This is a genomic window from Streptomyces iconiensis (genome assembly GCF_028657195.3).
In the GTDB taxonomy this organism is placed as follows: domain Bacteria; phylum Actinomycetota; class Actinomycetes; order Streptomycetales; family Streptomycetaceae; genus Streptomyces; species Streptomyces iconiensis.
The window spans coordinates 1-15,581 of record NZ_JANCPR020000002.1; the positions used below are offsets into that span (position 1 = coordinate 1).

10 protein-coding genes are annotated in these 15,581 nt (G+C 70.4%); 2 read left to right on the forward strand and 8 right to left on the reverse strand.

Annotated features, from left to right (window positions below):
* The 7 genes from NMN56_RS01710 to NMN56_RS01740 all read right to left on the reverse strand — a co-directional run.
* The coding region (locus NMN56_RS01710; protein ID WP_274043693.1) for a type I polyketide synthase at nt 1-3,406 on the reverse strand (3,406 nt) is incomplete at its 3' end.
* A 159-nt stretch (nt 3,407-3,565) separates the two neighbouring features.
* A complete protein-coding gene (locus NMN56_RS01715) occupies nt 3,566-5,599 on the reverse strand; it encodes an AfsR/SARP family transcriptional regulator (RefSeq protein WP_274043692.1) in 2,034 nt (677 codons plus the stop codon).
* Between the two features lie 524 nt (nt 5,600-6,123).
* Complete coding sequence (locus NMN56_RS01720) at nt 6,124-6,969, reverse strand: LLM class F420-dependent oxidoreductase (RefSeq protein WP_274043691.1); 846 nt, start codon at nt 6,967-6,969, stop codon at nt 6,124-6,126.
* 50 nt (nt 6,970-7,019) lie between these two features.
* On the reverse strand, nt 7,020-7,436 hold the full coding sequence (locus NMN56_RS01725) for a nuclear transport factor 2 family protein (RefSeq protein WP_274043690.1): 417 nt from the start codon (nt 7,434-7,436) through the stop codon (nt 7,020-7,022).
* 170 nt (nt 7,437-7,606) lie between these two features.
* On the reverse strand, nt 7,607-8,983 hold the full coding sequence (locus tag NMN56_RS01730; RefSeq protein ID WP_274043689.1) for an FAD-dependent oxidoreductase: 1,377 nt from the start codon (nt 8,981-8,983) through the stop codon (nt 7,607-7,609).
* 151 nt (nt 8,984-9,134) lie between these two features.
* On the reverse strand, nt 9,135-9,353 hold the full coding sequence (locus NMN56_RS01735) for a DUF5988 family protein (protein WP_274043688.1): 219 nt from the start codon (nt 9,351-9,353) through the stop codon (nt 9,135-9,137).
* Nucleotides 9,354-9,458: 105 nt separating this feature from the next.
* Nucleotides 9,459-10,172: a 4'-phosphopantetheinyl transferase family protein gene (locus NMN56_RS01740; protein WP_347178570.1), complete on the reverse strand. Its 714-nt coding sequence runs from the start codon at nt 10,170-10,172 to the stop codon at nt 9,459-9,461.
* A 290-nt stretch (nt 10,173-10,462) separates the two neighbouring features.
* On the opposite strand from NMN56_RS01740, the gene NMN56_RS01745 reads away from it, so the two are divergent.
* On the forward strand, nt 10,463-11,449 hold the full coding sequence (locus NMN56_RS01745) for a zinc-dependent alcohol dehydrogenase family protein (protein WP_274043686.1): 987 nt from the start codon (nt 10,463-10,465) through the stop codon (nt 11,447-11,449).
* A 47-nt stretch (nt 11,450-11,496) separates the two neighbouring features.
* On the opposite strand, the gene NMN56_RS01750 is transcribed toward NMN56_RS01745, so the two are convergent.
* On the reverse strand, nt 11,497-13,167 hold the full coding sequence (locus NMN56_RS01750) for a YfcC family protein (protein WP_430542450.1): 1,671 nt from the start codon (nt 13,165-13,167) through the stop codon (nt 11,497-11,499).
* A 310-nt stretch (nt 13,168-13,477) separates the two neighbouring features.
* Here NMN56_RS01750 and NMN56_RS01755 point away from each other — a divergent pair, with 310 nt between their 5' ends.
* Nucleotides 13,478-15,517 (forward strand): CocE/NonD family hydrolase, encoded by a 2,040-nt coding sequence (locus NMN56_RS01755; RefSeq protein ID WP_280842775.1) that lies wholly within the window; start codon nt 13,478-13,480, stop codon nt 15,515-15,517.
* The last annotated feature ends 64 nt before the right edge of the window (nt 15,518-15,581 follow it).

Genomic DNA, 15,581 nt, shown 5'->3' on the forward strand with positions numbered 1-15,581 from the left:
AAGGATCCACACGCGCCCGCTCCACCGCCTCCCACGACGTCTCCAACAACAAACGCTGCTGAGGATCCATCGCCACCGCCTCACGCGGCGAAATACCAAAAAACCCCGCATCAAAATCAGCCACACCCCGAACAAACCCACCCCGCCGCACATACGAAGTCCCCACACCATCCGGATCAGGATCAAAAACACCCTCCACATCCCAACCACGATCAACCGGAAACCCCGAAACCGCATCCACCCCACCCACCAACAAACCCCACAAACCCTCCGGAGAAACCACACCACCCGGAAAACGACACCCCATACCCACCACAGCCACCGGCTCATGGGAATTCAGGGGAAGCCCGGCATGCGGCGCTGCGGCGGCTTCGGTCGTGCCGGAGAGCACGGTGCGCAGGTGCTCGACAACGGCGGCCGGGGTCGGGTGGTCGTAGGTGAGGGTCGGCTCCAGGCGCAGGTCCAGTTGGGCGCCGAGGCGGTCGCGCAACTCCACGGCACCCAGCGAGTCGAGACCGAGTTCCTTGAAGCTGCGGGTGAGCGCGACCGTCTGGTCGGCCCCGTGTCCCAGGACGGCGGCGACGGCGTCCCGGACCGTGTGCACGAGCTGCCGGGTGTCTCCGGCGCGCTCGGTACGGGGGGCAGGGGCGGGCTCCGGGAGCTCGGGCCGGCCGGGCGCCGGCTCCGGGCGCCCGGTCCCCGTCCCGAGGTCGGGCCAGTAGCTGCGGCGCCGGAAGGCGTAGGTCGGCAGGGCCACCCGGCGGGCGCCCGGGAACACGGATGTCCAGTCGATGTCGCAGCCCCGCGTGTGTGCGGTCCCCAGAGCGGCGAGAGCGGAAGCCTGCTCCGGCCTGCCGCTGCGCAGCGCGGAGTCGAAGGCCGGGCCCTGGGGCACGGAGAGCGCGTCACGGGCCAGGGACGAGAGAACGGCGTCGGGGCCCAGTTCGATGTAGGTGGTGCAGCCCAGGTCGCGGAGCGACAGCAGGCCCTCGTGGAAGCGGACGGCCTCGCGTATCTGCCTGACCCAGTACTCCGGGGTGTCGAGGGCCTCGGCGACCCGTCCGGTCACATTGGAGATGACCGGTGTCCCCGGAGGGTGGAAGGCCAGGGTGCCGGCGACCTCACGGAAGGCGGCGAGCAGCGGCTCCATCCGTTCCGAGTGGAACGCGTGGCTCACCTTGAGCCTTCTGGTCTTGCGCCCGCAGGAGGACCAGTGCGCGACGAGGGCGTCGACGGCGTCCTCGTCGCCGGAGACGACGGTCGCCTCGGGACCGTTGACGGCGGCGAGCGACACCCGTGTTCCGTGCAGCAGCGGGGCGACCTCGTCGGCCGTCGCCTGCAACGCCGCCATGGCGCCGCCCTCGGGGAGCCTGTCCATGAGCGCCCCGCGTGCCGCGACCAGCGTGCAGGCGTCGGGGAGCGACAGGACGCCCGCCGCATGCGCGGCGGCGAGTTCGCCGATGGAGTGGCCGATCAGGTGACCTGGCGCCACACCCCAGTGTGTGAAGAGCCGGAACAGGGCCACCGACACGGCGAAGAGCGCCGGCTGTGTGTACGCCGTGCGATCGAGCAACCCGGCCTCGGCGCTGCCGGGTTCGGCCCACATCACGTCCCGCAGGGGGCGTTCGAGGAGGCGGTCGAAGTGCGCGCAGATCTCGTCCAGCGCCTCCGCGAACGCGGGCGAGGCGCCGTACAACTCGCGTCCGGCGCCGAGCCGTTGCGCTCCCTGTCCGGGGAAGAGGAAGGCGAGCCGCGAGCTGCCGGCCGCGGGGTCGGCCGTGCCCAGTACCGTACGGGCGGGCCGTGTCCCCCGCGCGAGAGCGTCCAGTTCGGTGCCGAACTCCTCGGGCGTCCCGGCGACCACGACGGCCCGGTACGGGTGCCGGGCGCGGGTGGTCGCGAGCGAGAAACCCGCGTCGGCCGGAGCCAGTCCGGGCTCGGCCGCGACGAAGTCCCTGAGTCTCGCCGCCTGGGCTCCGAGGTCCTGGGCGTCCCGGCCCGAGAGCACCCAGGGCACCGGCCCACGGTTCGTGCCCGCCGGCTTTCCGTGGGCGGGTGCGCCGGTCCCCGTTCCCGTGGGTGCGGGGGCCTGTTCGAGCACGAGGTGGCAGTTGGTCCCGCCCATGCCGAAGGAGCTGACACCGGCGCGTAGCGGCTGGTCTCCGTGCGGCCAGGCGGTGCGGGCCGTCGGAACGGACAGGCCCAGCTCTTCGAGAGGGATACGGGGGTTGGGGTGTGCGAAGTTCAGGCTGGCGGGCACCTGGCGGTGCTCGATGCTGAGCGCGGCCTTCAGCAGACCGACGAGGCCGGCGGCGCCCTCCAGGTGGCCGATGTTGGTCTTCGCCGAGCCGACCAGCAGCGGTGGCAGGCCCGGCTCCAGGCCCCTGCCGTACGCCGCGCCCAGGGCAGCGGCCTCGACCGGGTCGCCGACCGGGGTTCCGGTCCCGTGCAGTTCGATGTACCGCACAGAGTCCGGGGAGACACCGGCCCGCTCACAGGCGCGGCGCAGGACCGCCTCCTGTCCTGCGGGGCTGGGTACGGCGAGGCCGTCGGTGGCGCCGTCGTTGTTGGTCGCGCTGCCCCGGATCACGCAGTGCACCGGGTCCCCGTCGGCGAGCGCGTGTGCCAGCGGCTTCAGCAGGACGACGACGCCCCCTTCGCCGCGGACGTACCCGTCGGCGCGGGCGTCGAAGGTGTGGCAGCGGCCCGCAGGGGAGAGCGCCCCGAACCTCTCGACGCAGGCGGTGCTGTCCGGGTCGATGGTGAGGTGCACCCCCGCCGCGAGTGCCAGCTCCGACTCGCCTCTGCGCAGGCTCTCGCAGGCGGTGTGTACGGCGACGAGGGACGACGACTGGCCGGTGTCGACCGTCAGGCTGGGTCCGCGCAGTCCGAGCGTGCGGGAGACCCGGTTCGCGAGGAGACTGCGCTGGGTCCCGGCGAGGGTGTGCCGGGTGAGCAGAGCGGGCCCCTGGCGTCCGAGCAGCCTGGCGTAGTCGTCCGCCATCGCGCCGACGAAGACACCCGTTCCGCTGCCGGCGAGGGCCGTGGGAGAGATCCGGGCGCCCTCGACGCACTCCCAGGCCAGCTCCAGCGTCAGCCGCTGTTGCGGATCTGTCGCCACGGCCTCGTTCGGGGAGATCCCGAAGAACTCGGCGTCGAATCCGTCGACTTGTTCGAGGAATCCCCCGTATCGCGTCGCGGAGGGGGCGCTTGTCAATTCTGGAGATTTTGACGAAGGCGGAACAGCGCGGTCTTCCGGCACCTCGGATATCGCACTCACGCCATCGGACAGTAAATGCCAGAATTCTTCCGGATCATTGGCTCCCGGAAGTCGGCAGGACCATCCGATGACGGCAATGGGTTCGTCGCGTGATCCGTTTTCCGCGTGCTCTTCTCGCCCTGTCATGGACCGGCGGAGTGGGTGCGCAGATTCCGCTTGCCTTCCGGTCGCACAGTTCATAGCACGCACCCCCGCGTCATCGAACCAACTGTGGTGGCACTCTTACAGAGGACGTGGGCACACGCACCTCCGATATTGCTCTACTCGCTGGAAGTGATGACTCGGTTAGCGTTTCGAAACAGCTCGGGTATGCACAGCACCGAATGGCTCGGCGGCACTTCGGAACACCTGCGGGCCCGGAGTCGAATCAAAGGGGGGCGTGAATGATCCCGCCGCCATGAGACGCGCCAGCGCGGCGGACCGCAGCGTCGCGGGCTCCCGTTCCACGCATTCGGCTGCGTAAATTCTCATGAGGCTGTGGAAGCGGTACCGGCCCTCACCCGCCTCCTCCAGGAGGTGGCAGTCGGCGAGCAGCCCCAACTGCTGTTGCGCGAGGGCGGGTTGGCATCCCAGGAGTGCGGCGCCGACGGAGACAGTGATCATTTCGCCGTGGTACAGCCCGAGGAGCCGGAAGAGCCGTGCCGATTCCGCTGGGAGCGCGTCGTAGGACACCGCGAACGCGGCGCGCAGGCTCGCCGCCACATCGTCCTCGACGGCGAGCCGGTCGAGACGGCCGTCCTCGGGCGCGTGCCGGCGCACCATGTCGGCCAGTGTCAGCCTGGGGTGTTCGGTCAGGCTCTCGGCGGCGATCCGCAGCGCCAGCGGCAGCCGTCCGCAGATCTCGGCGAGCTGGGCCGCCGCCTCCCGCTGACCGTCGACGCGCCCGGGTCCGATCAGGTAGGTGAGCAGCCGTACGGACTCGGCCGGCGAGAGGAGCTGCAGCGCGATGCGGTACGCGCCGTCCCTGACCACGAGCCCCCGCTGCCTGCGCCGGCTCGTGACGAGCACACAGGCCGGTCCGCTGGGGATGAGGGGCCGCACCTGGGCGGCGCAGTCGGCGTCGTCGAGCACCAGCAGCACACGCTTGCCGTGCAGCAGGCTGCGGTACAGCGCCGTGCGTCCCGCGAGATCCCCCGGCAGCCGCGACTCCTCCACCCCCAGGCTGCGCAGCAGTTGCGCCAGCGCTTCCGGGGAGCTCAGCGGCTCGCGCCGGGACGCCGTGCCCTGCATGTCGACGTAGAGCTGGCCGTCGGGGAACCGGTCGCCGAGCTGCCGCGCGGCGTGCAGCGCGAAGGTCGACTTCCCGACGCCGGAGGCGCCATCGATCACGGCGACCGTCGGCCGCATCTCGCCCCTCCCCGCGCCCTGAGCCGTCAGGGCTTCCAGGCTCGCCAGCTCCTTGGTCCGCCCGACGAACCCCCGTGCGCTGTACGGCAGTTGAGCGGGGCGGAGGGGCTGCGCCGGGGCGGGGCCCGGCGGGGCGGGCCGGGTGGTGACGGCCGTCCAGCCGTCCCCCGTGCCGCCGGTTTCCGGAGCGCCGGGGGTTTCCGGCTCGCGCGGGAGGAGGTCGGGGTGCCCCGCGAGTATCCGGCCGTGCAGCGACTGGAGTTCCGCTCCGGGCTCCAGTCCCAGTTCCTCGTTGAGCACCCGCCTGGTCTCCCGGTACACGCCCAGCGCGTGGGCGCGGCGTCCGCACCGGTAGAGACTGAGCATCAGGAGCCAGCGCAGCTGTTCACGCAGCGGCTCGCGGGCGATCTGGGGAGAGAGCACGGCCACGACCTCCGCGTGCCGGCCCACGGCCAGCATGTCGGTGGCCCACTCCTCGACGGCCGTCAGGCGCAGTTCCCCGAGCCGTGTGCGCTCCATCTCGGCGAAGGGGCCGGGGACGTTGGCGTACGCGTCCCCGCGCCATAACCCCAACGCGGCATCGAACTCCCGCAACGCCTCCTGATGTGCGCCCTGCCCGTGCAGGCGCCGGGCCTCCGCGTGGTGCCGCTCGAAGAGTATGGCGTCGACCTGGTCGGGCTCCAGGCACAGCGCGTAGCCGCCGCCTGAGGAGACGAGCACGTCACCCGTCTCCCGCCTCCCGCGCCCGGGTTCCAGCACACGCCGCAGGCCGGCGACGTAGGTGTGCACTCCGTTGGCCGCCGTCTGCGGGACAGCGCTTCCCCATACGGCGTCCACGATCTCCTCGACGCCCACGATCTCGTTGACGCGGCTCGCGAGTACCCCGACCACCGCACGTTGCTTGGGTGGCCCGATGTGTATTTCCTCGCCCTCGTACCACGCCCTCACTGAACCCAACAGTTCCAGCCGCATGTACACCCCCGTCCGACCACTGCTGACTGTGTGCCGACACGACGTCCGAGTGGTCGACGCACTTGGTGGAGAACAGCCGGGCGCGGGTACCGATGCCACGCGCCCCGGCAATGTGCCTTTGGGCCCGACACCGACATGATAGGTCGCCGCCATGACCCACTTCGCTCCAACTTCGAACAAAGTATCCCCTGTGCGAACCTCGTGTCACCGCCGTAGTTGCGCACCCCCGGGGACGAGGGACTTCCCCCTCACCACCACGGCCGGAAAGCCCCGCTCCGGATCACGGAAGGGGAGGGGGGAATGAGGGGGGAATGAGGGAGAGGGGAAACGAGGGGAAGGGGCGATGGGTGCCCCCTTCCGGTACCAACAGGGGCACGGTCCCCGGCTGCGAGCGCTTGCGCCCCTGTGATCGCCGGAAGAACCGTGCCCTGTCAGGGTCGGTGTCGCCATCCCCTGTACGCGCTCGGTGTCCCTGCCTTCCCGCCCGGCTTTCCGTGCCCGCGCGGCAGTGGCAGGCCCGCGGGCTACCCGAAGAGTTTCGCCATCGCGTCGAGGCCGCGCAGCGTCTCCGCCTCCGGTTCGGTGTCCAGGGTGAAGAGGATGCGGTCGACACCGGCCGCGGTGATCGACTCGACGGCCCGTGCGTCGACCGGCACCTGATAGGCCGTCACCGGGATGTGGCCACGGCCCCGTTCGTCCGCCCGCCGCCTGAAGTCGGACATCAGGTCGCCGAGGCTGGCTTCGCCTTCGAGCATCATCGGCAGCCAGATGAGACCCCACTCGTCGCCGAAGTCCAGGACCCGGTCGACGGCTGCCGGATGGTTGCCGCCGACCATGACCGGCGGGTGCGGCCGTTGCACCGGCTTCGGCCAGGAGAAGACGGGGTCGAAGGAGACGAAGTCCCCGTGGAACTCCGCCTGTTCCTGTGTCCAGAGCGCCTTCATGGCAAGGACACGCTCACGCAGCAACGCCATACGCGTCCTCGGCTCGACGCCGTGGTTGCGGATCTCCTCGCGGTTCCACCCCGCGCCCACCCCGGCGACCGCCCGGCCTCCCGACACCAGGTCGAGCGAGGCGATCTCCTTGGCCAGCGTGAGGGGGTCCCGCTGGGTGACCTGGAAGACGCCCCCGCCCACCAGGAGCCGCTCGGTGACCGCGGCGGCGGCGGTGAGCACCACGAAAGGGTCGAGGGTGCGGTAGAGGTCGCGCCCCAGCTCCCCGCCGCCGGGCCAGGGCGTCTCACGCTTCACCGGAATGTGGGAGTGCTCCCCGGCGAAGAGTGACTCGAACCCACGCTCCTCCAGGGCCTGGCCCAGGCGTGCGGGAGCGATTCCCTCGTCGGTCACGAGGGCGGACACACCGAACTTCACGTGCTCTCCCAACGTCGAGTGGTATCGGTCATCGGTGCTCTCGCGCCCGGTCAGCTCGCGGCGGGTGCGAGCCCCGCCTCAGCGGCCCGCGCGATCGGCACCGTGTCGGAGACGCCCTCGGCCTTGACCACCTTGCCGTTCCGGATGATCCAGAAGTGCACGAACCGCACGTTGAACTCGTTCCCCGTCTCCTTGAAGCGCCCGCTCCACCAGCCGAGCGCGGTGACCCAGTCGCCCGACGGAAGGAGCTCCTCCACGTCGAACTTGGCCTGGTCCAGGTGCCCGAGTGCGCTCGCGAAGTAGGCGGCTGCGCCGTCGATGCCCGCGTAGTCGCCCTGCGACCACGGCAGGGACTTCGGGGCGATGATGACGACCTCCGGGTCACAGGTGCCCAGAACCATGTCGATGTCGAACGCGGTCAGGCCCTCGTAAAGGCGCTTCACCGTGTCGACGTTCTGCTTCGGCATTCTTCCTCCACTGTTTCTGCTGATGGTCGGAGTTCGTGCTCAGGAACTTCGGGCCGGGCGCGGCCCCCGCGGTGGCCGGCATGCCGCCACGGGCCGGCGGGGCCGGGGCGGGACGGCTACGGCTACGGCTACGGCTACGGCTACGGCTACGGCTACGGCTACGGCTACGGCTACGGCACAGGAACGTTCGGGCCCCGCCGGGCCGTCTGCCCTTGACGGGCGGGTGACTTGCGGGCGGCTCGCAGCGAGCGCGCTATCACGGTCGGCCGCATGAGCGCTGACGGCGGCGACAGCATCTGCTGCACCTCCAGCATCACGCGGTGGACCTTCAGCGAGGTGTGGCTGGCCTGGGTGACCTGCCCGACGTACCAGTTGGCCAGGTCTGTGCCGAACGCCTTGGGGCCCGCCGTCTCGGGAAACAGGAAGTCGCCTGCTGTGGCGATCCGCCACGGCATGTCGACCAGCTTCCCCACCGCTTTGAAGTACTCCCGCGACATCTCAGCCGTGGGGCCTCCGCAGCGTTCGAGGCAGTCGCCGAGTTCCAGCGCTTCCAGGACGGCCACCGTCATGCCCTGGCCGTAGATGGGGTTGAAGCTGCACACGGCGTCGCCCAGGGCGACATAGCCGGCCGGCGGCAGGCGCATGCGCTCGAAGTAGCGCCTGCGCGACGTCGGGTACGTGTACCGCAGGGCGTTGCCGTCCTCCACCGGCTTGGAGCGCGCCAGCAGGTTCGCCATGTGGGGGACCGGAAGCTCAGAGGCGAACTCGGCGAAGCCCTCGGGGTCCGTCGGGGCGTAGGCACGGTGCCACCCGCCGAGCGTGACGAGCCAGCGGTCCCCCTCGACGGCGAAGGCGGCAGCCGCCCGTTTGTCGTCCGGCGAGATGGAAGCCATCAGGTAGATGAGCCCGCCGATGTCCGTCACCTGGTCGCCGGGCAGTCGGTGCAGCAGCTTGCTGGTGTATCCGACGTCGACCTTCACGGTGTCGACCTCCGGGGCCGGGCAGCCCAGGCTCTCCAGCCAGCGATCGGCGCGGTCACCGCGGCCTGTCGCGTCCACGACCAGATCGGCGGAGAGCACCTCTCCCGTGTCGAGCTCCACTCCGGAGGCGCGCCCCTCGACGCCGGTGAGGGACACCACCGTCGACCTGTCCCTCAACTCGGCGTTGGGGAGTGCGGCGACCCGCTGCCGCAGCGAGAACTCCAGCAGGGCGCGGGTGAGGCTGACGCCGAGCATGCCCGACGAGTACGGAAGCCGGAAGGCGCCCATCTGGTGGAAAAGGAGGTCGTTGCCGGGATCCCACGGGACGGCGCCGCCGGCCGTCAACTCGGCCGTGAGACCCGGGAACACCTTCTCCAGCGCCAGCCGGCCGCTGATGAGCAGGGCATGTCCGTGACGTGCTTGAGGCACTCCTTTCCGGTTCCGGACGTCCGCGGGCAGCTCGTCCCGGTCGAGGACCGTCACCTTGTCGAATCTTCCGGCGAGCGCGCCGGCGGCGGTCAGCCCGCCTATGGACCCTCCGATGACGATCGCGTTCCTACCGGCCACATCCATCCCCCACTTTCACGAGTAGCTCGTTACCTACTCCTGGATCACTGGGACTGTTGGCGAGTCTGCTGCTGAGCGCCCGCTACGTCGTCTCCGTGATTGCTCAATCACCTGTGGCGTCCCGGACACCGCCGTCCGAACCGCGAGTTGATCACTCAGCGAACTGCGTCGCGCTCCGCCAGACGAAGACACGGAGACGGACGCCGTTGTGCGTCTCGCTCTCACCCGTGGGCTCGAAGTGCTCGTAACGGTTTCCCCTCGGGAGTTTCAACTCCTCGTCCAGTCGCTCGACATGGCGGATGCGCTGGTCCTCGGAAAGGTAGGTGGAAGGTCCACCCCGGAGAATCACATTGGGCTCTGCGGCGCTCATCGGCTTCTGCCTCCTCGTCTGCGGTATCTGCTGTGTCCGCTGCGGGGGCCGCGGCCCCGGCGATCTCGTGGCGCCCGCGGTCCGGTGGAGCCCTGGGCCCTGTTCTCAGGCGGAAGCCTCCGCCATGGCCGGCAGTCCGGTCGCGGTGACCAGCAATCCGCCTTCCGCGATCCAGCGGCCGGTGAGTTCCCTCGGTCCCTTCCGCGTGCCACCGGCGTTCCGCGCATCCACCCGCGCGGTGAACGTCCCGTTCACCGGGTCGATCCGGAGGGACACCTCCCGGTAGCGGAGAGGCTGTTGGGCCAGCGGGTACCACGTCTTGTACACGCTCTCCTTCGCGCTGAAGAGCAACCGGCCCCAGCACACGTCAGGAAAGCCATGCAGGAGTTCCTCCGTCCTCCTCCTCTCCTCCGGCAGCGCCACGGCCCGGAGAACGCTGTCCGGCAGGTGCCGGTGGGGCTCCGCGTCGATACCGAGCGAGGCGAGATCTCCGGCCCGCGCCACCGCGGCGGCCCGGTAGCCCAGGCAGTGCGTGATGCTTCCTCTGATGTTCTCCGGCCATACGGGGGCTCCTCCGGGACCCGCGGGAACGGGCAGGCCGGGAATTCCCATATGTGCCAGTGCCTGGCGCGCACAATGCCGACCCGTCCTGAATTCACGGCACCGTGCTTCCACGGAACGACGGACGGCCGTCTTTTCCTCCGGGAAAAGGGCGACTTCCGGTACGTCCGTGAAAACTTCGTGTGCCACGGCCCCGGCAGGAAGAATGTTCTCGATGATGACTTTCACCCTTCCCTGTTCGTAACGGGCCGTCACCACAAGGGATTCCGAAAGACTATTCGCCGCCCCGCCGAAGCAACACCCCTATTGTTCGGGCCCGGGATCTCCGCCCGTTCCTAGGGGTTGGTAGGGGAACACCTGGCGTCCGGGCCGCGCACCTGCCCGAGCGGTCTCCCGGCCATGGCGCCGGCAGCGGCGTTCCGGTCGGCCCTGCCGGCGGTGTATCGAGCAAGCTGGGAGAAGACAGCGCCCAGGGGAGCTGTGAGCATGGTCCTCCTCCGGCGACCCGCCTGGACGCTCCCTCTCCTTTCCAGACAAGGACATCAGCGATGGCCAAGGCAGTGCTGTTCCACGAACTCGGCGGCCCTGAAGTTCTGCGCCTCGTGGATGTCCCGCTCGGTGAGCCCGGCGACGGACAGGTACGGGTCCGGGTCGACGCGCTCGGCCTCAACCGCGCCGAGGCGATGTTCCGCCGGGGTCAGTACTACTACCAGCCGGCTCTGCCCTCTTCGCGCATCGGTTGCGAGGCCGCCGGTGTCGTGGAGGCCGTCGGTGCCGGAGTGGACGGGCTCACCGCCGGCGACCCGGTCAGCATCTTCCCGGGCCCGTTCTCGATGTCGGTCAACGGTGTCTACGGAGATACGGCGATCGTCCCGGCCCGGGCCGTCATACGCCGCCAGGACTTCCTCGACACGATCGCGGGCGCCTCCGTCTGGACGGCCTTCATGACCGCCTACGGACCCCTGATCGAGGTCGGCAAGATCCGTCCGGGCGACCCGGTCCTCATCACCGCCGCCTCCAGCAGCGTCGGGATCGCAGCCATCCAGATCGCCAATCACCTCGGCGCCGTGCCCATCGCGACCACCCGGACGAGCGCCAAGAAGGACCAGTTGCTCGCGCTCGGCGCCGCTCACGTCCTCGCGATGGACGAGGGCGACCTGGCCAAGCGCGTGCACGCGCTCACCGAAGGACGAGGCGTCAAGGTCGCCTTCGACGCGGTCGCCGGCGCCGACGTGTCCGAGACGGCCCGTACGGTGGCGCCGGGCGGCGTCCTGATCATCTACGGCTGGCTCGACCAGCGGCCCACGCCGCTTCCCCTGATGCCCCTCAACATCCATGTCTACGGCCACGTCCTGGTCACCGGAGATGACGCGTGCCTGCGCCGTGCCGAGGCGTTCATCAACGCCGGGCTCCGTTCCGGCTCGTTCACCCCTGTGGTCGACCGCGTATTCGAGCTGGCCGACATCGTCGAGGCCCACCGCTACCTGGAGTCGAACACCCAGGTCGGCAAGATCGTGGCCACCGTCCCGCACTGACCCCGGCCGAGCCCTCGCGTCAGGGTTCGTCCGCCCGGTGGGCGGGGTCAGCTGATGACGGTGCCCAGGGCGAGGAAGCAGCAGACCAGCAGGGCGATGATGCCGAGCAGTGGCGCGATGAACCTGATGTAGGTGTTGTAGCCGACCTTGGCCAGTGCCAGGCCGCCCATGAGCACGGCACTGGTCGGGATGCACATGTTCATGATTCCGTTCGAGGTCGCCCAGGCGGTGACCACCAGCGAGCGGGGTACCTCGGCGAACTGCGCGAGCGGCGCGAGGATCGGCATGGTCAGTGTGGCGTGCCCTGATGTGCTGGGGATGAGGAAGGCCAGCGGCAGGTTCACCACCCACACCAGGATGGTGAACAGCGCGGAGTCGGTGCCGCTCACCACGCCCTGGACGGCGTTCAGCACGGTGTCGGTGATCTTCGCGTTGTTCATGATGACCGTGATGCCGCGGGCCAGCACCACGACCAGCGCGGGAGCGATGAACTCCCCCATGCCCCGGGTGAGCGTGGCGCTGAAGTTCTGCTCACCGAGCCGGCCGACGAAGGCCACCAGCACGGCGGCGATCAGGAACAGCGCGGCCAGTTCGGGGAAGGACCACCCCAGCTCCCACGCGTAGGGCACCGCTTCGGGGTCGCCCGTGAGCGCGCTGGCCCAGGGGATCACCGAGAAGATCATGAGCGCGAAGGTGGCCACCAGCACCACCAGGACGGTGGTCTGCCGCCCGGTGAGCCTGGCCGGCTCCGGCGTACGCGCCGCGTCGACATCCTTGTCGCCCGGGAGGAAACCGCTGCGTGAGCGCCCGGGGTCGGCGCGCACCCGGCGCGCGTAACGCAGCACGTAGGCGATGGTCACCCCGGTGAGCACCACGAACATGATCGCGCGCAGCACGATCCCGTCGCCCATGGAGATCCCGGCGGCCGAGGAGGCAACGCCGATGGAGAACGGGTCGACGGTCGCGGCCAGGATGCCGATACCGGAGCTGAGCAGGATCGCCGCGCTGGCGACGAGCCGGTCGAATCCGAGCGCCAGCATCAGCGGCACGATCAGCCCGTAGAAGCCGAGGGTCTCCTCCGACCAGCCTTCGACGGAGCCGAGCAGCGCGAAGACCACCATCACACCGATGATCAGCAGCTCCCCGCGCGTACGCAGCCGGTGCGCGAGCCTTCCGATGCCGCGGTCCAGCGCGCCTGTCGCGAACACGACCGTGATGAACGCGCCGATGGCGAGGACGAAGAAGAAGACCCCGGCGCTGCCGTAGAGCGCGCCCGAGGCATCCGGGCTGACGCGCCCGCCGGACGGATCCTGTACGCCGTACAGTCCGTTGACCGGCGAGGTCAGAAGGTCGCCGAGGCGGGTCCAGAACCCTTCGGGAGAGGGGATGCGGTGGTACGTCCCCTCGATCGGGTTGCCGGCGTCGTTGCGCCGGTACTCGCCGCTGGGGATGAAGAACGCGGCGATCCACACCGCGACGGTGACCACCGCGAGCACCGTGATGGCACTGGGGAAGGTGAACCGGCTCCCGCCGCCGGGCTCCGGTGACGCCTCATTTCCGTCACCGCCACCGCCACCGGTCCCGGTCCCGGTCCCGTCACCGGAATCGGGGCCTGGGTCTGAGCCCGGGTCTGAGCCGGAGCCCTGGCCGGGGCCCGGGCCGCCCGTTGTGGGACTGCCCGTTGCCGGACCGGCGACCCCGGCGGGCCTCGCCGCCATGGCCGCCCGGGCCGCCCCCGCTTCCCCTTCCGCTTCCGCTTCCGCGTCTGCGTCCGCTTCCGCGTGGCCGTGCGCCGTTGTGCCGTTTGCTGACCGCTGTGGTTCGCGGTCGTCCTGACCAGCCGTCACGAATGGTGCTCCTCGTGCTCGTGGACGGATCGGCGGTCACCCCACGGGCTGCCGAGCCTGAGACCTGTGAGTGCCGGGCTACGGGGCGGCCCACACAAGCGGAATGTGTTACTCCGACAGCAATATTCGATCACATATGGTCGGGAGCGAACTGTCCGAACTGCCATTGAGGGCTGACGTCATGCACCATCCCGACCCCGCTCCCCGCCCGCAGCATCCGGTGCGCGTGCTCCGCCACGTATGGATTCCCCTGCGCGACGGTGTGCGCCTCGCCGCCCGGGTCTGGCTTCCCGCCGATGCGGAGGAGCCCCTGCCCGCGGTGCTGGAGTACATCCCGTACCGGAAGAACGACGGGACCGCTTCCCGCGACGTGACCCTGCACGGCGCGTTCGCTCAGGCCGGGTACGCGGCGCTCCGGGTCGACTGCCGGGGCTCGGGCGACTCCGAGGGCGTCATGCTCGACGAGTACCACCAGGACGAGCTGGACGACGCCGTGGACGTCCTGGCCTGGCTGGAGCGGCAGAGCTGGTGCGACGGGAACGTCGCCATGATCGGCAAGTCCTGGGGCGGCTTCAACGGGCTCCAGGTCGCCGCCATGAACCCGCCCCAGCTCAAGGCCGTCGTCACCGTCTGCTCCACCGACGACCGTTACCGGGACGATGTCCACTACCAGGGCGGCGCCGTGCTGGCCTCCGAGATGCTCCCCTGGGCCGCCACCATGCTCTGCTACAACGCGCGCCCCCAGGACCCGGAGGTCTACGGGGAGTCGTGGCGCGAGGAGTGGTTCGCGCGCATGGAACGTACTCCCGCGTACATCGACACCTGGCTCGGCCACCAGCGCAGGGACGCCTACTGGAAGCACGGCTCGGTCATCGAGAACCCGGAGGCGATCACGGCGGCTGTGCTCACCGTGGGCGGCTGGGCCGACCCCTACCGCGGCGCCGTCCTCCGGCTGCTCGGCGAACTGTCCTCGCCGGTCAAGGGATTGATCGGCCCCTGGGCGCACACATATCCGCACCAGGCCGAGCCGGGACCTGCCATCGACTTCATCGGTGAGTGCCTGCGCTGGTTCGGTCACTACCTGCGGGGCGAGGACACGGGCGCCGACCGGCTGCCCGCGCTGCGCGCCTGGATGCCGGACCCGGCGCCGCTCGGCAGCGACCTCACCGAGCGTCCCGGCCGCTGGGTGACCGAGGACCGGGTGCCCTCTCCGCACGTGGGCGCCCGTGAGTTCGCGCTGCGGGGGTCCGCCGCGCTGCCGGCCACCGGGCGGGAGGCCCAGGAGGCGACCGCGGGCGAGGCCGTGCCGCTCCGCTCGCCGCTGGCCGTCGGCTCGGCGGCCGGCAACGTTCTCCAGTTCGGTGACCTCGCGGGACGGCCGGGCGACCAGGCGGGCGACGACGGCCGCTCGTACACCTGCACCTCGGCGCCGCTCACCGAACGGCTGGAGATCCTGGGCGAACCGGAGGTCGAGCTGACCGTGGCGGCCGACAGGCCCCAGGCGCTGCTCGCCGTACGCCTCTGCGAGGTCTACCCCGACGGCTCCTCACGCCTGGTCACGACCGGCCTGCTGAACCTGACGCACCGTGACTCGCACGCCGATCCCCAGCCGTTGGTGCCGGGCGAGGAGTACCGGGTGCGGGTGCCGCTGTTCGTGACGGGGCACGCCTTCGGCGCCGGCAACAGGGTGCGCGTCTCCGTCTCCGCCGCCTTCTGGCCCTGGGTGTGGCCGTCCCCTGAGCAGGTGACGGTGACGGTGCGCCCCGAAGGTGGCGTGCTGCGGCTCCCGGAGCGCCCCGCCGACCCGGCGCGTGACGGCGAGCCCACCGCGCTGCCCACCCCCGATCCGCCAGCCGCGCTGGAGGTGACCGAGGTACCGGCGACCCGCACCGTGCGGTGGGACCCGGTGGCACGCGAGCAGGTGGTGGAGATGACCTTCTCGGACGGCACCACCGTCGACCTGACCGACGGCCTCACCCGTACGGAGACCGAGCTGAACCGCTTCCGGCTGCGCGAGGACGATCCGGCCTCGCCTGTGGTGGAGTGCGAGCGGACCGACGCCATCAGCCGGGGCGCGTGGGACACCGAGGTGCGCACCTACAGCCGGATGTCCAGCACGCCCACCGACTTCCACGTCACCAACCGGCTGGTCGCGCTGGAGCGGGGCGAGGAGGTCTTCACCCGCAGCTGGGAGACGACCGTCCCCCGGGACCAGGTCTGACCGACCGCTCCCTTCGTACGGGCACGCTCCTCCCTTCCGTACGGGCTTCGGTACGGGCTTCCGT